The following is a 20,683-nucleotide window of genomic DNA, read 5'->3' on the forward strand; positions in this document are numbered from 1 at the left end:
GGTGCGTTACTCCGCCGCGTCCAGCGCGTCGGCCAGCTCGCGCTCCAGGCCGTAGTAGCGCGCGCGATCCCAGAAGCGCGGGCGGGCGATGCCGGTCGAGCGGTGGCGCCCGACCACGCGGCCGTGCTCGTCCTCGCCGGTGATTTCGTAGACGAACAGATCCTGGGTCACGATCACGTCGCCTTCCAGACCCACCACCTCGGTGATGTGGGTAATGCGGCGCGAACCGTCGCGCAGACGCGCCGCCTGGACGATGACGTCCACCGATCCCACGATCATCTCGCGGATGGTCTTGGACGGCAGGCCATAGCCGCCCATGGTGATCATGGATTCCATCCGGCTGATGGCTTCGCGCGGGCTGTTGGCGTGCAGCGTGCCCATCGAGCCGTCGTGGCCGGTGTTCATGGCCTGCAGCAGGTCGAAGGCTTCCGGGCCGCGCACCTCGCCCACGATGATCCGCTCGGGACGCATCCGCAGGCAGTTCTTGACCAGGTCGCGCATGGTGATCATGCCCTGGCCCTCGAGGTTCGGCGGGCGGGTCTCCAGACGCACCACGTGCGGCTGTTGCAGCTGAAGCTCGGCGGCGTCCTCGCAGGTGATGACCCGCTCGGTCGGGTCGATGAAGGCCGTCAGGGTGTTCAGCAGGGTCGTCTTGCCCGAGCCCGTGCCGCCCGAGATGACCACATTGCATCGCGCCGCGCCGATGACGCCCAGGACGCGCGCGCCCTCGGGACTGATGGAGGCGTACTCCACCAGATTCTTCATCGTCAGCTTGTCTTTCTTGAACTTCCGGATCGTCAGCGTCGGACCGTCGATGGCCAGCGGCGGGGCGATGACGTTGACGCGCGAACCGTCCGGCAGGCGGGCGTCGCAGATGGGGCTGCTCTCGTCCACGCGGCGGCCGACCTGCGACACGATCCGCTGGCAGATGTTCATCAGCTGGCCGTTGTCGCGGAAGCGGACATTGGTCAGCTGGACCTTGCCGCCGACCTCGATGAACACCCGGCCGGCGCCGTTGACCATGATGTCGGCGATGTCGTCGCGGGCCAGCAGCGGCTCCAGCGGCCCATAGCCCAGCACGTCGTTGACGATATCCTGGACCAGGTGCTCCTGCTCGGCCACCGACATCGAGACGTTCTTGATCGCCACCAGCTCGGCGACGATGTCGCGGATCTCCTCGGACGCCGCCTTCTGGTCCAGCTGCGCCAGCTGGGCCAGATCGATGGTGTTCATCAGCGCGTTGAAGATCGTCGTCTTCGTGGCGTGGTAGTAGTCGCTCTGCTCACGGACGATCTCGGCGACCGCCTGGGCCTTCTTCAGCTGCTCGAGCCCGGCGGTCGGCTTGGGGCCGGGGGCGTTCTTGGGCCGCGCCTGGACCTCGGGCTCGGGCGCGGGACGGGGGCGCGCGGCAAGGGCGTCGAGGCGGTCGGCCTTGGCGGCCTGAGGCGCAATTTGGGGCGCGTCAGCCTGGGCGAAGGCGTCGGCCGCATCGAAGGGCTGGGGCTCGCCGGCGCCGAAGGGCCCGGAGGACGGGTGCTGCGTTTGGCGCGCGACCTCCGGCTCCGGCGTCGGGGCCGGTCGGATCGGCGCCGCGACGCCGGGCTGCCCTGTGCGTTTGCCGAACACCCGTCAGCGCTTCTTCTTGAACATGGAGGCGAACAGCGACTTGGACGGCGCCGACGCCTTGCCCGATTTGGCCGACGCGCCCTTGGGTCCGGCGAGGACCGGCAGTTCGCGACGCGACACGATCTGGGCCAGGGTCTGGAAGGCCTCGGCGGCCTTGGTCTTGCCGGCCGCGTCCAGGATCATCTGGCCGTTGTTGGCCGCCGCGCCGAAGGTCTTGGCGTCGAACGGTATGATCAGGCTGGGCAGCACGCCCAGCGCCGCACCGAAGTCCTTGGCCGGAATCTCGGGTCGTCCGGGCAGGCCGACCTGGTTCAGCACCAGCCGCGGCGGCGCGTCGTTCGGGCGGCCCTGACGGATCAGGTCCATCATGTTCTTGGCGTTGCGCAGGGAGGCCAGATCGGGCGTGGCCACCACCACCACCTCGTCGGCGGCGATCAATGTCCGGCGCATCCACGGCGACCACAGATGCGGCAGGTCCAGGATCACGAACGGGGCGGTCGAGCGGATGCGCGTCGTCACCTCCTCGAAGGCGTCGGGCGAGATGTCCCAGTCGCTGTCCAGCGTGGCGGGGGCTGCGAACAGGCTGAGCTTGTCCGTGCAGCGGACCATCATCCGGTCCAGCAGCGTCGGGTCCAGCCGGTCCGGCTGTCCCAGGGCGTCGGCGACGCCGTTCAGCGGATCCTGGTTGAAGTCCAGCCCGGCCGTGCCGAACGGCAGGTCATAGTCGACGATGACCGTGTTGGCGCCGATCCGCTCGGAGATGGCATAGGCGGTGTTGTGCGCGACGGCCGAGGCGCCGGCGCCGCCGCGCGCGCCCACGAAGGCGATCGAGCGGCCGACGAAGGGCTGGGCCGGGTCGTTGAACAGGCCGCCGATCGCCGCGATCAGCTGGAGCGGTTGCAGCGGGGCGACCAGATACTCGCTGACCCCGCGCCGCATCAGCTCTCGGAACAGCAGGATGTCGTTGGTCGGGCCGACGACGATGACCTTGGTGCCCGCGTCGCAGACCTCGGCCAGCTGGTCCACTTCCCAGAGCAGGGTCTGCGGATCCTTCAGGCATTCGACGATGATCAGCGGGGGGGTCGGCTCGTGGTGATAGGCCTCCACGGCCGCGGCGACGCCGCCGATGCGGATCTGGGTCGTGGCCCGCGACAGCCGCCGGTCCTGGGCGGCGCGTTCGGCCGAGGCCAGGGTGTCCTGGCGTTCGGCGAAGACATGGATGACGATGCGGGGCACCGACACTTCGCCGATCGATCCGATCGGCGCCAGAGCCGACTGGGCGCCGGCGACCATCTCGCCCACCGGGTTGAAGGGCGCGGCGGGCGTCAGAACCTCGGGGGCGGCGGCCGGCGGTGTAGCCGGGGTCGCGGCTGTGAACTGAAGGGGTTCGCGCGGCGTCGGTGCCCCGTTTGACGCTCCGGCCAGCGCGAGATCCGCGAACTCGTCGTCGACGTCGAAGCCGTCGGCGTCCAGATCGGTGTAGGCGCGAGCGTTGTTCATCGGTCAGTCCACAGCCTGCGAGACGCGGCCATCCACCAGCGTTTCCTGCGGCGCCGCCGTGGGCTGTCCGGCGCGGTAGGTGTCGAACACCTTGGCGCGGCGGCCCATGTCGGGCGCGTCCAGGTCACGCGGCGCCACGATGTCGCGCGGATTGGCGATCTGCGCGGCGAGATTGGCGGTCACCGCGCAGCCGAAGTCGGCCGTCGGCTGGTTGGAGTAGCTGAGCTGGGCGCCGCCCGCGACGGCGGCGCAGTTGGGCACATGGGCCCGCAGGGTCTCGAAGCCGGCCAGGACGGGCGCGCGCGGATTCGGCGCGTCATAGGCCAGGACCACGACCCGTTCGGCCGGGACGCCCAGGCCCGTCAGCACCTCACGGGCCGTCCAGGCCGCGCGCGCAGCGACCGGGTCGTTGCCGGCGGGGGCCTCGATCCGGATCACCTCGGCGCGTTCGCGCGCGAACCGCCCGGCCAGCGCGCCCAGGGCGGCCTGCTGATTGCCCGACAGGCCGTCCTCATGGACGGCCAGGGCGATGCGGTCGACGCCGGGCTCGACCTGCAGCACATAGCGCGACAGGGCGTTGAGCGGCGGCGGGCCGGCGTCGCCCGTCCCGGTGGCGCACGCCGACAGACCGGCGGCGGCGAGCAGAAGCGGAATGGCGTAACGGTTCACAGCGCGCCTCATTCGATCACATAGCCGACGGGCCCCTGCCAGGCCGACCCGCCCGCGGCGGCGGCCGGGTCGGGGCTGCCGTAGCGCTGGCTCAGTTGGCCGAACAGGATGGTCTGGGCGTCGTTGGCGATCTGCAGGCCGTCGGCCGGCGTTTGCATCCGGCCCGGCGAGGTCGGCGACACCACATAGGCCTCGATGATGATGACCAGTTCGGTCTGGCCCGAGGTGTAGTCGCGCGACCGGAACAGGGCGCCGAGCACCGGCACGTCGCCCAGGGCCGGCAGCTTGTCGATGTTCTGGCGGGTTTCCTCGCGCAGCAGGCCGGCGATCATCAGCGAGCCGCCGCTGGGCAGTTCGACGGTGGACGAGGCGCGGCGCACGCTGAGCGCGGGAATGACCAGGGCCGTGTCGGCCGTGGGGTTCAGGGTGAAGGCGCCGTCGTTCGACAGTTCCGACACCTCGGTCGACAGCTGCAGCGAGATGCGGCCTTCCGACAGGACCACCGGGCGGAAGGCCAGGCGCACGCCGTAGGGCTTGAACTCGATGCCGACCGTGGTGCCGCTGTCGTCGTTGCTCTGCGACACCGGGACCGGGAATTCGCCGCCGGCCAGAAACTCGCCGCTCTCGCCGTTGACGGCGGTGACGTTGGGTTCGGCCAGGGTGCGCAGCAGGCCGGCGCGCTCGAAGGCCCGCAGGTTGGTGCTGAGGCGGTTGCCGTCGCCGCTGATGTCCGTATAGCCCAGAACGCCGCCGCCCAGCTGGGCGCCGCTGACGCCGAAGGTGGCGCTCTGGCCGAAGGCCAGGCCGTCGCCGACGCTGTTCAGCACCGCGTTGACGTCCAGGCCCAGCTGTTTGACGGCCGAGCGCTGCACCTCGATGACGCGCGCCTTGATCGTCACCTGGTCCGAGCCGGCCACGCTGATCATGTTCAGCACCTTCTCGGGCGCCGAGACGAAGGCGCGGGCGATGCGCTGGGCCTGTTCGGACTGGGCCGGGCTGTTGACCGATCCGGTCAGGATGACGCTGTCGTTGACCGCCTCGGCGCTGACCTGGCCGCCGGGGATCAGACGGGTCAGGGTGTCCTGCAGGGCGCTGACGCCGGCGTCGACGCGGACGCGAAGCGCCAGGATGGTGCGCCCGGCGCCGTCCAGGAAGACCGCGTCGGTCTCGCCCGGCGCGATGCCGATGACGGTGATGCGGCGGGGCGAATGCAGCATGGCCTCGGCCACCTGCGGATTGGAGACGATGACGTCGCGCGCGTCCGCCGGCAGGTCGACGGCGAAGGACGTCCCGCGCGGCAGGTTGATCAGCTGGGGCGCGGCGCCCGTGGAGACGGCCGCGCGGGTCTGGGCCATCGCGGCCACCGGCGACATGGCGGGCGCCAGGCCGGTCAGGGCGGCGCAGACGACGGCGACCAGGGTCTTGGGCATGACGGGCCTCATGGCACGGCCACCGTTTCGGGCGCGCCGCCGCGATAGATGCGAACCGCGGCCGGCGCGCTGGGCCGGGCCGCCGCGCGCACCGCGCCGGACGGGCCGGCGGTGTCGGCGTAGGACCGCAGCATCAGCGACAGCTCGCCCTCGGACTTGGACTGGGCAAGGGCCTCGGCGTCGGCGGGGCTGACCTCCAGGGTTGCGGTCGCGCCGACGACAGCCTGTTCGTTGTCGGCGGCGCGGGTGGTCTGGTCGATGGCCAGGACCTTGATGTTGCGCATCACGGTGGTGGTCGAATGCTGGGTCCCGCTGTCGCCGGAGGCGGCCGGAATCTCTCGGGTCATCACCACGTCGACCCGATCGCCGGGCAGGATGAAGCCGCCGGCGGCGGTCTCCACCGTGACGCTGATGGCCATGGCGCGCATCCCGGGCTCCAGATAGGCGGCGAGATAGCCGCTGTCCCCGGCGCGCACGATCTTGCGGGCCACGATCGGCTCGCCCTTCAGGATCGGTTCGCGAACGACCGCCCCGACATAATCGGCCTTGGTTCCGCCCGTGGTCGCCTCATTGGCGGCGCGAGCGACCTTGGCGGCCGCTTCGGCAGCGCGCCCTTCGGCCGGGGGATTGGACGGGCCGTCGACGATGAAGACGGGATTGACTTGGTCGGACGGCCAATCCTTCCAGTCCATGTCGCCGTCGGCCAGTCGCTTGCCGGGCTCCAGGTCGGCGGCGGCGACGAGGACGCGCGTCATCGGCCGGGTCTCGACCGCGGCGGCCGCGGCGGGGACGGGCTGGTTAGAGGAAGAACCCATGGCCCGCACGACCAGCGCCAGCCCGATGGCCGAGACGGCGGCGATGCAGATCACGGCGATTCGGGCAGGCTTCATCCTGACGGTCTCCGACAGGCGCGACTTTCCGCCCTGCGTTAACGATCATGGAGGGCGCGGGTTAATGCGGTCCTAAACCGCAATGACGCCGTTCAGCCGCCCACGAAGACGGTCACGAGCGGCGATGTCGGAAAGGCCAGCAACGCCCCGCCGGCCAGGGCCACGCCGTAGGGAACGTCGCCCTGCGGCTCCAGCAGGCGCGCGGCCCAGGCCGGAAGACCGGGGAAGACCGGCACGGTGCGGCGCGCGGTGATCAGCGCCAGACAGAACAGGCCGCCGATAACGGCGCTGAACAGCACGAAGGTCAGGCTGCCGCCCGGCCCCATCCACAGACACGCCGCCGCCAGCAGCTTGGCGTCGCCGCCGCCGACCCAGTTCAGCGCGAAAAGCGCCATCCCGACCAGAAGGGCCGCGACGCCGACGCCGACGTGCGCGCCGATGTCCAGCGGGCCCAGGCCGACGAGCAGCGCCGCAGGAAAGAAGACGACGATCAGCGCCAGCGAGATCCAGTTCGGAATCCGCATCGTGGTCAGGTCGTGCAGACCCGCCACGATCATCAGGATCGGCAAAACGCCCAGAGCGGCGAAGGTCAGGGCGGCGAGGGGCGGCGTCTCCATGACCCGATCATGGACCGGCAGGCCTTAAGTCCAGGTTTCCATCCGCCCGGGGGCGCGCGTCAGCCCGCCAGGTTCGGCGCCAGGATCGCGGCCGCGGCGACCAGGCCGGCGACCAGCATGGCCCCGGCCCCCGCGATGAAGACCAGGGCGGTGCGAGCCCGCCGTCGGCGAAGGCCGCCGGGGCGGTATTGGCGGATGTGAACGGAGGGCCCCCGGTTGAAGGCCTCGGAACCGCTGATGTTGTGCTGGGACAAAGAACGCCTCCCCACGGATCGCACGAGCCGCCATCAGGCCGGGCGGATGGGACCACAAGATGGCGATCCGTGTTACCGCGCCACGAAAGCCGCGATCGGGATCAGAGGGTGACGCCGACGACCCGGCCGCCGCGCGTGACCACGTGGCGCATGAGCACCAGGGGCCCCTCGTCGCCCTCGGCGCGGACCGGCACGATCAGGAACCAGCCGCCGTCCGGCAGGCCTCTGAAGGCGAAGCGGCCGTTCTCGCAGCGCTCGGAGCGGACATAGGCGCGGTAGTCGGCGCCGGCCTCGCCCACGTCGCGCGCGCGCACCACGGCGGCAGGCACCGCGGCCCGCTCGGTCGAGCCGTAAAGGGTGCGGAAGCGGTTGCGGGTGTAGGGCGTGTCCGGCGTCAGGCCCGCCGAGCCGATGCAGGCGTAGGCCTTGCCGCCCTGCTGGAACGTCACCCGCCCTTCGATGGCGCCGGGCCCGCCCCTCTGCGACCAGGCGAAGTCGTCGGCGCGGAACACGGCCGGCTGGACCGCGCCGCTGGGCCCCGGGACCGGCGCGCAGGCCGCCAGCGCGGCGGCGACGGCGCCCAGCAGGATGAAGGGACGGATCGACATGGCTTCCTCCGGTACGACAGGCTTGGTCTTTTTCGCATTATCGCACGACCGCCGCCGTCGTTTCCATGCCCCGAACGCCGCCTCTGGACCCCGAACGCTCAACGCGCGAAACAGACGAAACAAAAATCCGCCGATCATTGCGTCGGCGAACAAGGAAATGCTCAGATGACCGTCAGCTTCGACGATATTCAGGCCGCCCGCGCCCGAATCGCGGGTCAGGTCGATCACACGCCCACGCGCTATTCCCGCAGGCTGTCGCAGCTGACCGGGGCCGAGGTGTGGGTCAAGTTCGACAATCTGCACTTCACCGGCAGCTTCAAGGAGCGCGGCGCGCTGAACCGGCTTCTGCTGCTGACGGAGGACGAGCGCAGGCGCGGGGTGGTGGCGGCTTCGGCCGGCAACCACGCCCAGGCGCTGGCCTATCACGGCGGGCGGCTGGGCGTGCCGGTGACCATCGTGATGCCCGAGGGAACCCCCTTCGCCAAGATCAACGGCACGCGCTCGCATGGGGCGACGGTGGTGATCGAGGGGCTCGACTTCACCGGTTCGACCGAGGCGGCCAAGCGGCTGGAAGCCGAAAAGGGCTATGTCTTCGTCTCGGCCTTCGACGACGAGGGCATCGTGGCCGGCCAGGGCGTCTGCGCGATGGAGTTCCTGGAGGACGCGCCCGAGGTCGAGGCCCTGATCATTCCGATCGGCGGCGGCGGCCTGATCGCCGGCTGCGCCATCGCGGCCAAGGCGATGAAGCCGGAGATCAAGGTCTTCGGGGTCGAGGCGGCGCGGTATCCGTCCTTCACCGCCAAGCGAGCCGGCAAGCCGCCGGTCTGCACCGGCCAGACCATCGCCGAGGGCATCGCCATCAAGGCGGTCGGCGACATCCCCTTCGGCCTGGCCGACAAGCTGATCGACGAGGTCTTCGTGGTCGACGAGGCCGATTTCGAACGCGGCGTCTCCTTCATGGCCACAATGGAGAAGACGGTGTGCGAAGGCGCCGGCGCCGGCGGTCTGGCGGCGCTGCTGGCCTATCCAGACCGGTTCAAGGGGATGAAGGTCGGGATCGAGCTGACCGGCGGCAACATCGACGCGCGGATGCTGGCCGTGGTGCTGAACCGCGAAATGGTCCGTGAGCGGAGACTGATCGTCTATCGCATCCTGGGCGACGACCGGCCGGGCATGCTGTCGGCCATGGCGGCGGTGATCGGCGGCCTGGGCGGCAACATCATCGACGTTGTCCACAACCGGCTGGCGCTGGACGTGCCGGCTAAGGGCGCCGAGTTCGACATCATGGTCGAAACGCGCGATAGCGCCCACGCCGACGAGATCGGCGAAGCGTTGAAGGACCGGGGATATGAACTTCGCATGGGCTAGGGCCGCGATCGTCGCGGGACTGCTGCTTTCCGGCTGCGGCCAGTCCGCCCCGGTCGATCCCGAGGCGGGCAAGGCCGAGGCCGCCGCCTTCATGACGAAGAACGCCGGCCAGGAGGGCGTGCAGACCCTGCCCAGCGGCCTTCAGTATCAGGTGGTGCAGTCCGGTCCGGCGGGCGGCGAAAGCCCGGACCGCAACGACCTGGTCAAGGTGGAATATGAGGGCAAGCTGGTCGACGGCACAGTGTTCGACAGCTCGTTCGCGCGCGGCGCGCCGGCCATCTTCACGCCCGAGACGGTCGTGCCCGGCTGGACGGAGGCGCTGCAGAAGATGCACGTCGGCGACGAGTGGATTCTCTATGTCCCGCCTGCGCTGGGTTATGGCGAGATGGGCGGCCCGCCCGCCATTCCGCCCAATGCGGTGCTGATTTTCCGCCTGAAGCTTTTGGACATCGCCCGTGCGCCCGGCGGCGGATCGGGCGTCGGCGCGGCGATGGGCTGATCCGCGCCAGACCGCAGCGAACAAAGCGCGCTTTAGGCGCCCGCCGCAGGGGCGTCTGAGGACCATGCATCCCCGCCGGTCCGAAACGGCGCCCGATCGATCATCCGCCAGCGAGCCCCGGCGGCGAAAGGCTTCTTCCTTCAGCAACGGAACGGCTCCCCCATTCCCTCCGGACCTCCGGATCCGGTTCGGACACGGAGGCCGCGAGGGCCGCGAAATCGGCCGGCGCCATCAATCGCGACAGGGCCCAGACGGCGGCGCCGCGCACCACCGGCGCGGGGTCGTCCAGCAGCTTGCGCGCGGGTGCGATGAGGCTGAGATCGGCCGAGTTGCCGACGGCGTAGAGCACGTTGCGGATGAAGCGGTCGCGGCCGATGCGTTTGACCGGGCTCTTGCTGAACAGCGCCCGGAAGGCGGCGTCGTCCAGGGTCATGAGGTCGGCCAGACGCGGGCCCGCCAGCGCATCGCGCGCCTGCAGGCGCATCTCGCGGGCGCCTTGGGCGAACTTGTTCCAGGGACAGACCGCCAGGCAGTCGTCGCAGCCGTAGATGCGCGACCCCGTCGCCGTGCGGAACTCCACCGGCCAGGCGCCGGCGTATTCGATGGTCAGGTAGGACAGGCAGCGTCGCGCATCGAGCTGGAACGGCGCGGGGAAGGCGTTCGTCGGACAGGCGTCCAGGCAGGCGGTGCAGCGGCCGCAGTGTTCGCTCTCGGCCTCGTCCGGCGCGATCTCGGCGGCGGTCAGTATGGTCCCCAAAAACAGCCAATTGCCGTGGGTGCGGCTGAGCAGATTGGTGTGCTTGCCCTGCCAGCCCAGGCCGGCGCGCTGGGCCAGCGGCTTCTCCATCAGGGGGGCGGTGTCGACGAAGACCTTCACGTCCGCTCCCAGCCGCGCCGCCATCTGCCCGGCCAGGATCTTCAGCCGCCCCTTGATCACCTCGTGATAGTCGTCGCCGCGCGCATAGACGGAGATATAGCCGGCCGAACGGTCGTCCAGTTCCGGCAACGGGTTCTGATCGGGGCCGTAGTTCATGCCCAGCACCACCGCCGTCCGGGCGCCGTCCCACATGGCCGTGGGATGGGCGCGGCGGTCCAGGGTGGTCTCCATCCATTCCATCGCGCCATGACGGCCGTCGCCGACGAAGGCGCGCAGCCGCTCGCCCGCCGGCCAGGCGTCCGTCGCCGAGGCGAAGCGGCAGACGTCGAAGCCCAGGTCGGACGCGCGCTGGCGGATGAAGGTCTTGAGACGGTCGCTCACGCGCGCGCCTTTAGCACGACACGCCCGCCGCCGCCGCCTATGATCGGCGCATGACCGCCTCGCCGCCGATCCTGGATGACCGCCTCGTCGAGGCCGCGCGTTCTCCGGATCCCCGCACGGCCGTCGCCGCCGAACTGAAGGCGCGTTACGACGCCGCCCGCGCCAAGGCCGAACGCAAGCTGGAAACCGGCATGAACGGGCGCGATGTGGCCCGGCTTTACGCGGCCGCCGCCGACGAAATGCTGACGACGCTGTGGGCCCTGGCGACCGAGGTGCTGCACCCCGTATCGGCGGTCGAGAGCGAGCGGCTGGCGCTGGTGGCGGTCGGCGGCTACGGCCGCCGCGTGCTGGCCCCCCATTCGGATCTGGACGTGCTGTTCCTGCGGTCGGCCAGGGCGACGCCGCGCGGAGAAGCGGTCGTGGAGTTCGTTCTCTACGTGCTGTGGGACCTGGGGGCCAAGGTGGGGCCGGCGGCGCGATCGGTCGAGGAATGCCTTTCGCTGGCCAAGACCGACATGACGGTGCGCACCACCCTGCTGGAGGCGCGCTTCCTGGCGGGGGACGAGCCGCTGGCGGACCTGATGATCCGCCGCTTCCGCGACATGGTGGCCAAGGCCGACCCGCGCCCGTTCATCGCCGCCAAGCTGGAAGAGCGCGACCTGCGCCACGAGAAGGCGGGCGCCATCCGCTACAAGGTCGAACCCAACGTCAAGGACGGCAAGGGCGGCCTGCGCGACCTGAACACCCTGTACTGGATCGCCCGGTCGCTGGCGCCCGACAGCCGGTTGGGCGCAGCGGTGATGGACGAGATGTTCACCGCGCGCGAGCGGCGCACGTCCGACGAGGCGTTCGACTTCCTGTGGCGGGTGCGCATCCACATGCATCTGGTCGCCGGGCGGGCCGAGGAGAAGCTGACGTTCGACCTGCAGCCCGAGGTCGCGCGGCGCATGGGCTGGCGCGGACGCGGCGACGAGCCGGCGGTCGAGCGCTTCATGCGCCGCTACTTCCTGGTGGCGCGCGACGTGGGCGCCCTGACGCGCGCCATGTCGGCCAAGCTGGAGGCGCGCCACCAGAAGACGGCGTCGGGCCTGTCGCGGCTGATGAGCCCGTTCCGACCCAATCGCAGACGCCTGGACGTGGACGGGCTTTGGATCGACCAGGGGCGGCTGTCGGTGGACGGGCCGGAGGTGTTCCAGAACGATCCCGTCAAGCTGCTGACCCTGTTCGTCTGCGCCGACAAGCACGACCTGGACCTGCACCCGGACGCCTATTCGGCGGTGACGCGGTCGCTGTCGCTGGTGACGCCGAAGCTCAGGCGCGACCCGGCGGCGACGCGGGCCTTTCTGGACATACTGGCGCATGGACAGCGGCCCTATCGCACGCTGGGCCTGATGAACGAAACGGGCCTTCTGGGCCGGTTCCTGCCCGAATGGGGTCGGATCGTCGGCCAGACGCAGTTCAACATGTACCACGCCTATACAGTGGACGAGCACACGCTCCAGGCCATCGGCGTCATCAACGACATCGCGCGCGGCAAGCTGAAGGCCGACCATCCGATGGCGTCCGAGATCGTCCATCTGATCGCCGACATGGAAGCCCTGATGCTGGCCATGCTGCTGCACGACGTCGGCAAGGGGGGCGAGCGGGGCCAGCTGGAGGACGGCGCCATCGCCGCGCGCCGGGCGTGCGAGCGGCTGGGCGTCGATCCGCGCCGGATCGAGCTGGTGGTGTGGCTGGTCCGCAGCCACCTGGCCCTGTCCGACTACGCCCAGAAGCGGGACGTGTCGGACCCGGCGACGGTGCGCGCCTTCGCCGAACTGGTGGGCGACCCCGAGCGGCTGCGCATGCTGCTGGTGCTGACCGTGGCCGACATCCGGGCCGTCGGGCCGGGCGTTTGGAACGGCTGGAAGGGCCAGCTGATGCGCACCCTCTACAACCAGGTCGCCGCCCTGTTCCGGGGCGAGGACGTGGCGTGCGAGGACCCCCTGGCCGACCATCCCGCCCTGGTCGCCCGCGCCCATGAGACCGGGGCGGCGGCCGAGGCCCAGCCGACCCCGGCGGTCGAGGGACTGCCGGTCCAGACGACCCAGATATCGATCGCCGCCGCCGACCGGGCCGGCCTCTTCGCCGACCTAGCCCAGACGATGGCGGCCGCCGGCGCCGACATCGTGGACGCGCGGGTGGCGACGTCCGAGGGCGTGGTGCTGGACGTCTTCCGCGTACAGGACGGCGCCGGCCTGCCCTATGGCCAAGCCGAGCCGCGCCGGCTGGAACGGCTGCTGGAGGCGCTGGAGCGCGCGGCGCGCGGCGACGGCCGCATCGGCAAGGCGCCGGAGCCGGCGGTGAACGCCCGCAAGGCCGCGTTCGAGGTTCGCCCGGTGGTGATGATCGACCACCACGCCAGCGAGGCGGCGACGGTGGTCGAGGTGTCGGGGGCCGACCGGCCCGGCCTGCTGGCGGCGCTGTCGCGCGTCTTCAACGACCAGGGGCTGAACATCCGCTCGGCCCACGTCGCCAGCTTCGGCGAGCGGGCCGTGGACAGCTTCTACGTCGTCGATCGACGCGGCCGGAAGATCTCCTCTGAACAGGTGGCGCAGGAGCTGCGGGCAGCGCTGGAGGCGGTTCTGGACAGCCGCGCGCCCGCCCCCGCCGGGCGCAAGGTCGCCACCGCCCGCGCCAGCGCGCGGGACGTCTCCGAACTGGGCCGGCGGGTCCGCAAACCCGTATCGCCCGCGGCGCAAGCGCGCTAATCGGACCGCTCAACCGCTGGAATCCGCATGAGTCTCGCCCGCAACACCCTGGTCCAGGCCACATTGACCCTGGGCAGTCGCGTGCTGGGCTTCGCCCGCGACCTGTTCCTGTCGGCGCGGTTCGGCCAGGGGCCGATGATGGACGCCTTCACCACCGCGCTGATGCTGCCCAACATGTTCCGGCGCCTGTTCGCCGAGGGCGCCTTCGCCCAGGCCTTCGTGCCCATCTACGGCGGCGTCCGCGAGCGCGAGGGCGAAGAGGCCGCGGCCGTCACCGCGTCCGAGGCGCTGAGCTTCATCTTCGCCGTAGTCGCAGGGTTCTGCATTCTGCTGCAGCTGGCGATGCCGTGGGTCATGCCCTGGCTGCTGTCCGCGTGGCGGGACGAGGCGGGCGTGATGAAGGCGGCGGTGACGGCGGCGCAGCTGACCATGCCGTATCTGGCCTGCATGACCATCGCCTCGCTGTTGTCGGGCGTGCTGAACACCGGCGGGCGGTTCGCCCTTTCGGCGGGCGTGCCGGTGTTCCTGAACCTGTGCACCCTGGTCCCGCTGATCGCGCCGAGCGTCATCCCCATGGCCCAGCCCGAGATCCTGATGGCGGTCAGCGCGGCGGTGACGGTGTCGGGGGTGATCCAGGCGGCTCTGCTTTGGTGGGGCGTGCGACGCCTGGGCGTGGGCGTGCGGCTGTCGTGGCCGCGCCTGACCACGGGCGTGCGCAAGACCCTGGCCCTGGCCATTCCCGGCGTGCTGGCGGGCGGCGCCTTCCAGATCAACTCCCTGGTCAGTCAGTTCCTGGCCGGATCGAACGAGGGCGCGCGCTCGGTGTTGTACAACGCCGACCGTCTGTACCAGCTGCCGCTGGGCCTGGTCGGCGTGGCGCTGGGCCTGGCCCTGGTGCCGCGCCTGACCCGGGCCTTCGTCTCGGGCGACCACGCGGGCGGACGCCGGACCATGGACGACGGCCTGGGTCTGGCGCTGGCCTTCGCCCTTCCGGCGGGGGTGGCCCTGTTCGTCATTCCCTTCTTCATCATCGACGCCACGGTGACGCGCGCGGCCTTTACATCCGCCGACGCGGCGCGGACCGCCGACGTGCTGCGCCAGTTCGCCTGGGGCGTGCCGGCGTTCGTTCTGGTCAAGGTTCTGACCCCGCCCTTCTTCGCACGTGAAGACACGCGCCGGCCGATGATCTTCGCCGTCATATCCGTGATCCTGACGGTTGCGCTGGGCTCGGCCCTGTTCTTCTGGTTCGGCGCGCAGGGCTGGGACGGCGTGCTGGGCCTGGCCATCGCCACCAGCTTTTCCGCCTGGGTCAACGTCGCCCTGCTGGCAGGGACGCTGATGCGCGAGGACAGCTGGCGGCCGTCGCCGGCCTTTGCGTCGCGCCTGTCGCGCATCGTGGCCGCCAGCGCGGTGATGGCCGGCCTGCTGTTCGCCGCCAGCATCGGCTATCCGGTCCTGGCCGAGCTGTTCCTGGCCAAGGAGGTCGCGGTGCTGGCGGTGTGCGGCGCCGGCGCGGCCGCCTATGGCGCGGCCCTGCTGCTGTTCCGCGCGGTCACGCTGTCCGAGTTGAAGGGCGTGCTGCGGCGCGAGCCGGGGGCCAGGCCCGTCTCCGGTCTGGACTGACCGGCGACGAGACGATAAGCGCGAGGCCATGACGACTTCGGGCCTTTTCTCCGAGCAACGATGGCGCGGCTGAACCGCCGTCCCCTTCGCCACGCCTGACCCCGCCTTTCCGAGACCCGAACCATGACCGACCAGACCCCGGCTGAATACACCGGCCCCCGCCGCATCCTGTCCGGCATCCAGGCCTCCGGCGCCCTGCACCTGGGCAACTACCTCGGCGCGCTGCGGCGCTTCGTGGAGCTTCAGGACCAGGGCGCGCCCGTGCTGGTGTTCGTCGCCGACATGCACGCCATCACCGTCTGGCAGGAGCCCGACAAGCTGACGGCCCAGACGCGCGAGATCGCCGCCGCCTACCTCGCGTCGGGACTGGACCCCAAGAGCGCGACCATCTTCCCGCAGTCGGCGGTGCGCGCCCACGCTGAACTGGCCTGGATCTTCAACTGCGTCGCCCGTCTAGGCTGGCTGGACCGGATGACCCAGTTCAAGGAGAAGTCGGGAAAGCACAAGGAGCGCGCCTCGGTCGGCCTGTACACCTACCCCGTGCTGCAGGCGGCCGACATCCTGCTCTACAAGGCCACCGAGGTGCCGGTCGGCGAGGACCAGAAGCAGCATCTGGAACTGACGCGCGACATCGCCGCCAAGTTCAACAACGACTTCGGCGTCCCCGGCTTCTTCCCCGTGCCGGAGCCGATCATCCAGGGACCCGCGACCCGGGTGATGAGCCTGCGCGACGGGGCGGCGAAGATGTCCAAGTCCGACCCGTCGGACAACAGCCGGATCAACCTGACCGACGACGCCGACACGATCGCGTCGAAGATCAGAAAGGCCAAGACCGATCCCGAGCCCCTGCCCGAGACCCTGGACGGCCTGGCCGATCGGCCCGAGGCCAAGAACCTGGTCGCCATCTATGCGGCGCTGGCGGGGCTGACGCGCGAGCAGGTGATCGACCAGTTCGGCGGCCAGGGCTTCGGCGCCTTCAAGCCGGCGCTGGCGGACCTGGCGGTGTCGTCGCTGGCCCCTGTCACGGACGAGATGCGCCGCCTGATGGCCGATCCGGCCGAGATCGATCGGGTGCTCAAGGACGGGGCCGAGCGCGCCGCCGCCATCGCCGATCCGGTGGTGGACGAGGTCAAGAAGATCGTCGGCTTCTGGCGCGGCTGATCACGGTTTCCGGACGCGGCGTGCCGCGCCCGGTTCCGTCGCCGCCTCCGCGCCGCTAGACCTGCGGCCATGAGCCATCCCCTCGACCGCGCCGTCTTCAACGCCCTGACCGGCCGGCTGTCGGCCTTCGCCACCTCGGACTCGGACGCGCGCGCCGTGCGGATCGATCCGGAGGTCGGGGTCTTCCTGGCCGCCGCCGACGCCTCGGCGGAGAGTCGGGATCACCTGACCGAACTGGCGCGACGCCATCCGGGCGCGGGACTGGTCGAGCGGACGGACGGCCCGATGGCCGAGATCCTGCCCGACGTTCCGGTCGCGCGCCGCGTGCCCCTGGTGCAGATGACGGCGACGGCCCTGACCGCCGGCGGTCCGGACATCGCCGTGGAGCCGCTGACCGAAGCCGACGCCCCCGCCATGCTGGCGCTGGCGACCCTGACCAGGCCGGGCCCGTTCCGCTCCGCGACCAGCCGGCTGGGACCGTTCGTCGGGATCAAGCGGGAGGGCCGACTGGTCGCCATGGCGGGACGCCGGCTGCGGGTCGACGGCTTCACCGAGCTGAGCGGCGTCTGCACCCATCCGGACCATCGCGGCCGGGGCTATGCGGCGGCCCTGTCGCGAACGGTGGCGGGTGAGGTGATCGCCGCAGGCGAAGCGGTCTTCCTGCACGCCTTCGCCGACCATGAGGCGACCATCGCCTTCTATCGGAGCCTGGGATTCGAAGTCCGCGCGCCGATGACCTACACCATCCTGGACCAGGGCTAGAGGAGAGGCGACATGGCCGCGCACGGGGCGATCGTGGAATGGAAGCGGGGCGACCAGCCTTTCGTGGACAAGCGCTACAGCCGCGCCCATCTCTGGACCTTCGACGGCGGCGAGGTGGTGCGGGGTTCGTCCTCGCCGTCGGGGGTGCCGGTTCCGCTGTCTGATCCGACGGCGGTGGACCCGGAGGAGGCCATGGTGGCCTCGGTGTCCAGCTGCCACATGCTGTGGTTCCTGGCCCTGGCGGCGCACGCCGATCTGGTGGTCGATTCCTACCGCGACGCGGCCTCGGGCGAGCTGGATCGCAACGAGGCGGGCCGGAAATACCTTGCGCGCATCACCCTGCGCCCGGTCACCGCGTTCAGCGGCCGGCAGCCCGACCAGGCCGAACTGGACGCCCTGCACCACGAGGCCCACGAGCGATGCGAGATGGCCAACTCGGTCCGCGCCGTCATCACCACCGAGGCGACGATCGGCTGACGCTCAGACGTGGGGGACGGCGTCTTCCAGGAAGGCGCGGAAGCGCGCCAGCGCCTCTTCCGTCAGGACCGGGTGGTGTCGCATGGGGCCGTTGTTGGTCGGTTCGTCGAAGGCGTGTGTGCCCTCGGCGATCCAGCTTTCGACCTCGGCGCCGCAGTTGCGGATCATGGCGTTGACCTGTTCGGCGTTTCGCACCGTGGTCAGGTGATCGCGGCTGCAGGTGACGGCCAGCACCCGCGGACAATGCCGCCACGGCTTCATCTTGTTGAAGGCGAACGGCCCGACATAGGGATAGGCCAGCCAGACCGCCCGCACCCCCGACAGGTCGGCCGAAGCCGGGTCGCGGACGCCCATGGCGTTCGGCGCGGGATCCGCGCTCATCATCTCCATGATCGACCAGCCGCCGTGGCTCCAGCCGGCCAGGACCAGGCTGGACGCATCGACATCCGCGCGCGCCGACACGCCGTGGATCGTCGCCAGAACGTCGCCAGCCCGCTCATAACCGCGCAGCGCCAGGCCGGTGCAGACGGCGGTCAGGGTGAAGGCCCGGCCCCATCCGCGCGGGGCGTAGGAATCGACGATGAAGGCCCGCCAGCCGGCGGCCTTGGCCGCCTCGGCGTAGCGCGGCAGGTGGTCGCGCAGCCCCCCGCAGCCATGGAAGATCAGCACCGCCGGCCGGGGCCGGTCGTCGTCTGGACCCGCCACGGTCACATGGGGCTCTAGCCGGGTCCAGCGCTGCTTCAGGTCGTCCATGGCCGATTTACGCCGTGTCCCGCCGACGAACGCCAGCTCTTTTCCGCGCTTTCATCGACCTGCGGCGATCAGTGCCGGAATACCCGCACCCCGGTGAAGGCCATGGCGATGCCCTGTTCGTCGGCGGCGGCGATCACCTCGGCGTCGCGCATCGAGCCCCCCGGCTGGATCACCGCCGTGGCGCCGGCCGCGACCGCTTCCAGCAGGCCGTCGGCGAAGGGGAAGAAGGCTTCGGAGGCGCAGGCCGAACCCTGCGCCAGCGAATGGGCCAGGCCCTTGGCCTCGCCGGCTTCCTTGGCGCGGATGGCGGCGATGCGGGCGCTGTCGCGGCGGTTCATCTGGCCGGCGCCGATGCCCGCGGTCTGGCCGTCCTTGGCGTAGACGATGGCGTTGGACTTGACGTGCTTGGCCACGGTGAAGGCGAACAGCATGTCCTGGATTTCGGTCGGCGTCGGCTGGCGGCGCGTGACGATCTTCAGGTCCGACGGCTTGATCAGGCTGCGGTCGCGCGACTGGACCAGGAAGCCGCCGGCGACGCTGCGGAACACCTCGCCCGGGCCGTGCGGATCGGGCAGGCCGTCGGTGATCAGCAGGCGCAGGTTCTTCTTGGCGGCGAAGACCTCGCGCGCCTCCGCGTCGGCGCCGGGGGCGATGACCACCTCGGTGAAGATGCCGGTGATGGCGCGCGCGTCGTCGCCGTTCAGCGGGCGGTTGACCGCGATCACCCCGCCGAAGGCCGAGACGGCGTCGCATTCCAGCGCGCGGGCGTAGGCTTCCGACAGATCACCTCCGACCGCCACGCCGCACGGATTGGCGTGCTTGACGATGACGCAGGCCGGAGCCTCGAACTCGGCCACCAGCTCATAGGCGGCGTCGGCGTCGGCGATGTTGTTGTAGCCCAGCTCCTTGCCCTGGACCTGTTCGGCGTAGGCGACGCCGGGACGGGCCTCCCCGGTGCGATAGAAGGCGCCGCTCTGGTGCGGGTTCTCGCCATAGCGCAGGGTCTGGGCCAGGGTTCCGGCGATGGACTTGCGGGCGGGCGCGGCGTCTTCCAGCTGGCCGGCGAACCAGGCCGAGACCGCCGCGTCATAGGCGGCGGTGCGGGCGAAGGCGCGGGCGGCCAGGCGCTTCCTCAGCGCCAGATCGGTCGAACCGTCCGCCTTCAGCGCCTGAAGGATCAGGCCGATCGACTCGCCGTCCACGGCGACGGCGACATGGCCGTGGTTCTTGGAGCCCGAACGGATCATGGCCGGGCCGCCGATGTCGATGTTCTCGATGGCCGCCTCGAAGCCGCCGCCGGCTTCAACGGTCTTCTCGAACGGATAGAGGTCGATCCAGACGATATCGATGGCGCCGATGCCGTGGGTGGTCATGGCCTCGGCGTGGGTCGGGGCGTTGCGCACGCCCAGCAGGCCGCCGTGGACGACGGGGTGCAGCGTCTTGACCCGTCCGTCCATCATCTCGGGAAAGCCGGTCAGATCGGCCACGTCCTTGACCGGCAGGCCCAGCTTTTCGATCGCCGCCTTGGTGCCGCCGGTGGACACCAGCTCGACGCCAAGGCCCGCCAGGGTGCGGGCCGCATCCTCCAGCCCCGCCTTGTCGGACAGGGAGATCAGGGCGCGCTGCGGCTGCACCCGGTCGGGCGCGGGCGGAAAGTCGGGAGCGGCGGGCATGGCGGCGTCCGTGGAGGCTGGAGGAGGATGGCGCGGCGTCTAGCGCCAAACGACCGCCCCGTCACCCCACGGACGGTTTCACGCCGGATCGCTGGCGCCCGCCGGGCTCAGTTTCCACCGAATTTTGCTCTCGCTGTCGGTGCGGGCCGAACCGCGCACGACGATCTGCAGCGAGCGGCGCGTCAGGCCGGCGTCGATGTGGACGCTGGGCTCGATGGCCACGTCCGGTCCGTCGGTCCTGAACCACCACCCCCGACCCGAGGCGCCGCGCACCAGGATCGAGCGACGATCGCGCGCCAGAGACGCCTGCACGCCGGGCTCCAGGTGGAAGCGGATGGCGTAGGGGGCCGCGATCTGGCGGACCATCTCCTTGCGGCCGGGCGTGGGGAACAGCCGCTCCTCCGCGCGCAGTTCGTCCAGTCGCTGGTCCAGATAGAGACGGCGCTGGTGGTTCAGGCCGAAGGCCTCGCTCCAGCCGTCATGCTCCAGGTCCAGCCAGACCGCCCCGTCCCCTTGGCGATGGTCGGCGGTGACGTGGATGGGCGGCCCGATCAGGCGCGGCCCCAGCAGGTCGGCCTTCCAGCCGCCCAGCGGATCGTTCAGCGAGCGCTCGCCCAGGCTCAGGGTCGAATGGCCCGGCGTCAGGCGCAGGGCCTGCCGATCGGCGGCGCCGGGCGTCCAGCCCGAGCCGGTGAACAGCCGGTCGCGCCCACAGCACACTTCGAGCGCCAGCGGCTGGGCGCAGGCGGCGGCGCCCCAGGCGCC

Annotated in this window: 19 protein-coding genes; 7 read left to right on the plus strand and 12 right to left on the minus strand. The window is 70.8% G+C overall.

Annotated elements, in window-relative coordinates:
- Positions 1–6: 6 nt before the first annotated feature.
- From ACE3PU_RS02345 to ACE3PU_RS02380, 8 genes are all read right to left on the minus strand, one after another.
- Positions 7–1,452: a CpaF family protein gene (locus ACE3PU_RS02345; RefSeq protein WP_374386292.1), complete on the minus strand. Its 1,446-nt coding sequence runs from the start codon at positions 1,450–1,452 to the stop codon at positions 7–9.
- 177 nt (positions 1,453–1,629) lie between these two features.
- Entirely contained in the window at positions 1,630–3,126 is a 1,497-nt protein-coding gene (locus ACE3PU_RS02350; RefSeq protein ID WP_374386253.1) for a CpaE family protein, read from the minus strand.
- A gap of 3 nt (positions 3,127–3,129) precedes the next feature.
- Entirely contained in the window at positions 3,130–3,795 is a 666-nt protein-coding gene (locus ACE3PU_RS02355; RefSeq protein ID WP_374386255.1) for a CpaD family pilus assembly lipoprotein, read from the minus strand.
- An 8-nt stretch (positions 3,796–3,803) separates the two neighbouring features.
- Positions 3,804–5,225, minus strand: a complete 1,422-nt coding sequence (locus ACE3PU_RS02360; protein WP_374386257.1) for a type II and III secretion system protein family protein — start codon at positions 5,223–5,225, stop codon at positions 3,804–3,806.
- Between the two features lie 8 nt (positions 5,226–5,233).
- On the minus strand, positions 5,234–6,115 hold the full coding sequence (gene cpaB / locus ACE3PU_RS02365; RefSeq protein WP_374386259.1) for a Flp pilus assembly protein CpaB: 882 nt from the start codon (positions 6,113–6,115) through the stop codon (positions 5,234–5,236).
- Positions 6,116–6,207: 92 nt separating this feature from the next.
- Positions 6,208–6,732, minus strand: a complete 525-nt coding sequence (locus tag ACE3PU_RS02370) for a prepilin peptidase (RefSeq protein WP_374386261.1) — start codon at positions 6,730–6,732, stop codon at positions 6,208–6,210.
- Between the two features lie 59 nt (positions 6,733–6,791).
- Positions 6,792–6,986 carry a hypothetical protein gene (locus tag ACE3PU_RS02375; protein ID WP_374386263.1) on the minus strand — a complete coding sequence of 65 codons (195 nt, stop codon included), beginning with the start codon at positions 6,984–6,986 and terminating at the stop codon, positions 6,792–6,794.
- 101 nt (positions 6,987–7,087) lie between these two features.
- Complete coding sequence (locus tag ACE3PU_RS02380; protein ID WP_374386265.1) at positions 7,088–7,594, minus strand: hypothetical protein; 507 nt, start codon at positions 7,592–7,594, stop codon at positions 7,088–7,090.
- Positions 7,595–7,759: 165 nt separating this feature from the next.
- Between ACE3PU_RS02380 and ACE3PU_RS02385 the strand changes: the two genes are divergently transcribed.
- The gene (locus ACE3PU_RS02385) at positions 7,760–8,962 is read left to right on the plus strand and encodes a threonine ammonia-lyase (protein ID WP_374386267.1); all 1,203 of its coding nucleotides are present in this window, start codon (positions 7,760–7,762) and stop codon (positions 8,960–8,962) included.
- Positions 8,943–9,461, plus strand: coding sequence for an FKBP-type peptidyl-prolyl cis-trans isomerase (locus ACE3PU_RS02390; protein WP_374386269.1), 519 nt, complete (start codon positions 8,943–8,945; stop codon positions 9,459–9,461). Before ACE3PU_RS02385 ends, ACE3PU_RS02390 begins: the two co-directional genes overlap by 20 nt.
- Positions 9,462–9,561: 100 nt before the next feature.
- Here ACE3PU_RS02390 and queG read toward each other — a convergent pair whose 3' ends face one another.
- Complete coding sequence (queG, locus tag ACE3PU_RS02395; protein WP_374386271.1) at positions 9,562–10,719, minus strand: tRNA epoxyqueuosine(34) reductase QueG; 1,158 nt, start codon at positions 10,717–10,719, stop codon at positions 9,562–9,564.
- Between the two features lie 50 nt (positions 10,720–10,769).
- Here queG and glnD point away from each other — a divergent pair, with 50 nt between their 5' ends.
- From glnD to ACE3PU_RS02420, 5 genes are all read left to right on the plus strand, one after another.
- Positions 10,770–13,469 (plus strand): [protein-PII] uridylyltransferase, encoded by a 2,700-nt coding sequence (gene glnD, locus ACE3PU_RS02400; RefSeq protein ID WP_374386273.1) that lies wholly within the window; start codon positions 10,770–10,772, stop codon positions 13,467–13,469.
- A gap of 27 nt (positions 13,470–13,496) precedes the next feature.
- Positions 13,497–15,092: a murein biosynthesis integral membrane protein MurJ gene (gene murJ / locus ACE3PU_RS02405; RefSeq protein WP_374386275.1), complete on the plus strand. Its 1,596-nt coding sequence runs from the start codon at positions 13,497–13,499 to the stop codon at positions 15,090–15,092.
- Positions 15,093–15,215: 123 nt separating this feature from the next.
- Positions 15,216–16,253, plus strand: a complete 1,038-nt coding sequence (trpS, locus tag ACE3PU_RS02410; protein WP_374386277.1) for a tryptophan--tRNA ligase — start codon at positions 15,216–15,218, stop codon at positions 16,251–16,253.
- A 69-nt stretch (positions 16,254–16,322) separates the two neighbouring features.
- On the plus strand, positions 16,323–17,015 hold the full coding sequence (locus ACE3PU_RS02415) for a GNAT family N-acetyltransferase (protein ID WP_374386279.1): 693 nt from the start codon (positions 16,323–16,325) through the stop codon (positions 17,013–17,015).
- Between the two features lie 12 nt (positions 17,016–17,027).
- Complete coding sequence (locus ACE3PU_RS02420; protein WP_374386282.1) at positions 17,028–17,492, plus strand: OsmC family protein; 465 nt, start codon at positions 17,028–17,030, stop codon at positions 17,490–17,492.
- 3 nt (positions 17,493–17,495) lie between these two features.
- Here ACE3PU_RS02420 and ACE3PU_RS02425 read toward each other — a convergent pair whose 3' ends face one another.
- The 3 genes from ACE3PU_RS02425 to ACE3PU_RS02435 form a co-directional block, all read right to left on the minus strand.
- A complete protein-coding gene (locus tag ACE3PU_RS02425) occupies positions 17,496–18,245 on the minus strand; it encodes a dienelactone hydrolase family protein (RefSeq protein WP_374386284.1) in 750 nt (249 codons plus the stop codon).
- A gap of 68 nt (positions 18,246–18,313) precedes the next feature.
- Complete coding sequence (purH, locus tag ACE3PU_RS02430) at positions 18,314–19,918, minus strand: bifunctional phosphoribosylaminoimidazolecarboxamide formyltransferase/IMP cyclohydrolase (protein ID WP_374386286.1); 1,605 nt, start codon at positions 19,916–19,918, stop codon at positions 18,314–18,316.
- Between the two features lie 78 nt (positions 19,919–19,996).
- Positions 19,997–20,683, minus strand: a 687-nt coding sequence (locus ACE3PU_RS02435; RefSeq protein ID WP_374386288.1) for a heparinase II/III family protein, incomplete at its 5' end; no start/stop codon positions are given.

Origin of the sequence: Brevundimonas sp. (assembly GCF_041911375.1) — a bacterium.
In the GTDB taxonomy this organism is placed as follows: Bacteria; Pseudomonadota; Alphaproteobacteria; order Caulobacterales; family Caulobacteraceae; genus Brevundimonas.

What these genes read in the sequence shown, in the direction of transcription:
- cpaB (WP_374386259.1), bottom strand. Translation starts at nt 6,115, where the DNA reads ATGAAGCCTGCCCGAATCGCCGTGATCTGCATCGCCGCCGTCTCGGCC.
- ACE3PU_RS02370 (WP_374386261.1), bottom strand. Translation starts at nt 6,732, where the DNA reads ATGGAGACGCCGCCCCTCGCCGCCCTGACCTTCGCCGCTCTGGGCGTT.
- murJ (WP_374386275.1), top strand. Translation starts at nt 13,497, where the DNA reads ATGAGTCTCGCCCGCAACACCCTGGTCCAGGCCACATTGACCCTGGGC.
- ACE3PU_RS02380 (WP_374386265.1), bottom strand. Translation starts at nt 7,594, where the DNA reads ATGTCGATCCGTCCCTTCATCCTGCTGGGCGCCGTCGCCGCCGCGCTG.
- ACE3PU_RS02425 (WP_374386284.1), bottom strand. Translation starts at nt 18,245, where the DNA reads ATGGACGACCTGAAGCAGCGCTGGACCCGGCTAGAGCCCCATGTGACC.
- trpS (WP_374386277.1), top strand. Translation starts at nt 15,216, where the DNA reads ATGACCGACCAGACCCCGGCTGAATACACCGGCCCCCGCCGCATCCTG.
- glnD (WP_374386273.1), top strand. Translation starts at nt 10,770, where the DNA reads ATGACCGCCTCGCCGCCGATCCTGGATGACCGCCTCGTCGAGGCCGCG.
- ACE3PU_RS02390 (WP_374386269.1), top strand. Translation starts at nt 8,943, where the DNA reads ATGAACTTCGCATGGGCTAGGGCCGCGATCGTCGCGGGACTGCTGCTT.
- purH (WP_374386286.1), bottom strand. Translation starts at nt 19,918, where the DNA reads ATGCCCGCCGCTCCCGACTTTCCGCCCGCGCCCGACCGGGTGCAGCCG.
- ACE3PU_RS02415 (WP_374386279.1), top strand. Translation starts at nt 16,323, where the DNA reads ATGAGCCATCCCCTCGACCGCGCCGTCTTCAACGCCCTGACCGGCCGG.
- ACE3PU_RS02350 (WP_374386253.1), bottom strand. Translation starts at nt 3,126, where the DNA reads ATGAACAACGCTCGCGCCTACACCGATCTGGACGCCGACGGCTTCGAC.
- ACE3PU_RS02385 (WP_374386267.1), top strand. Translation starts at nt 7,760, where the DNA reads ATGACCGTCAGCTTCGACGATATTCAGGCCGCCCGCGCCCGAATCGCG.
- ACE3PU_RS02420 (WP_374386282.1), top strand. Translation starts at nt 17,028, where the DNA reads ATGGCCGCGCACGGGGCGATCGTGGAATGGAAGCGGGGCGACCAGCCT.
- ACE3PU_RS02360 (WP_374386257.1), bottom strand. Translation starts at nt 5,225, where the DNA reads ATGCCCAAGACCCTGGTCGCCGTCGTCTGCGCCGCCCTGACCGGCCTG.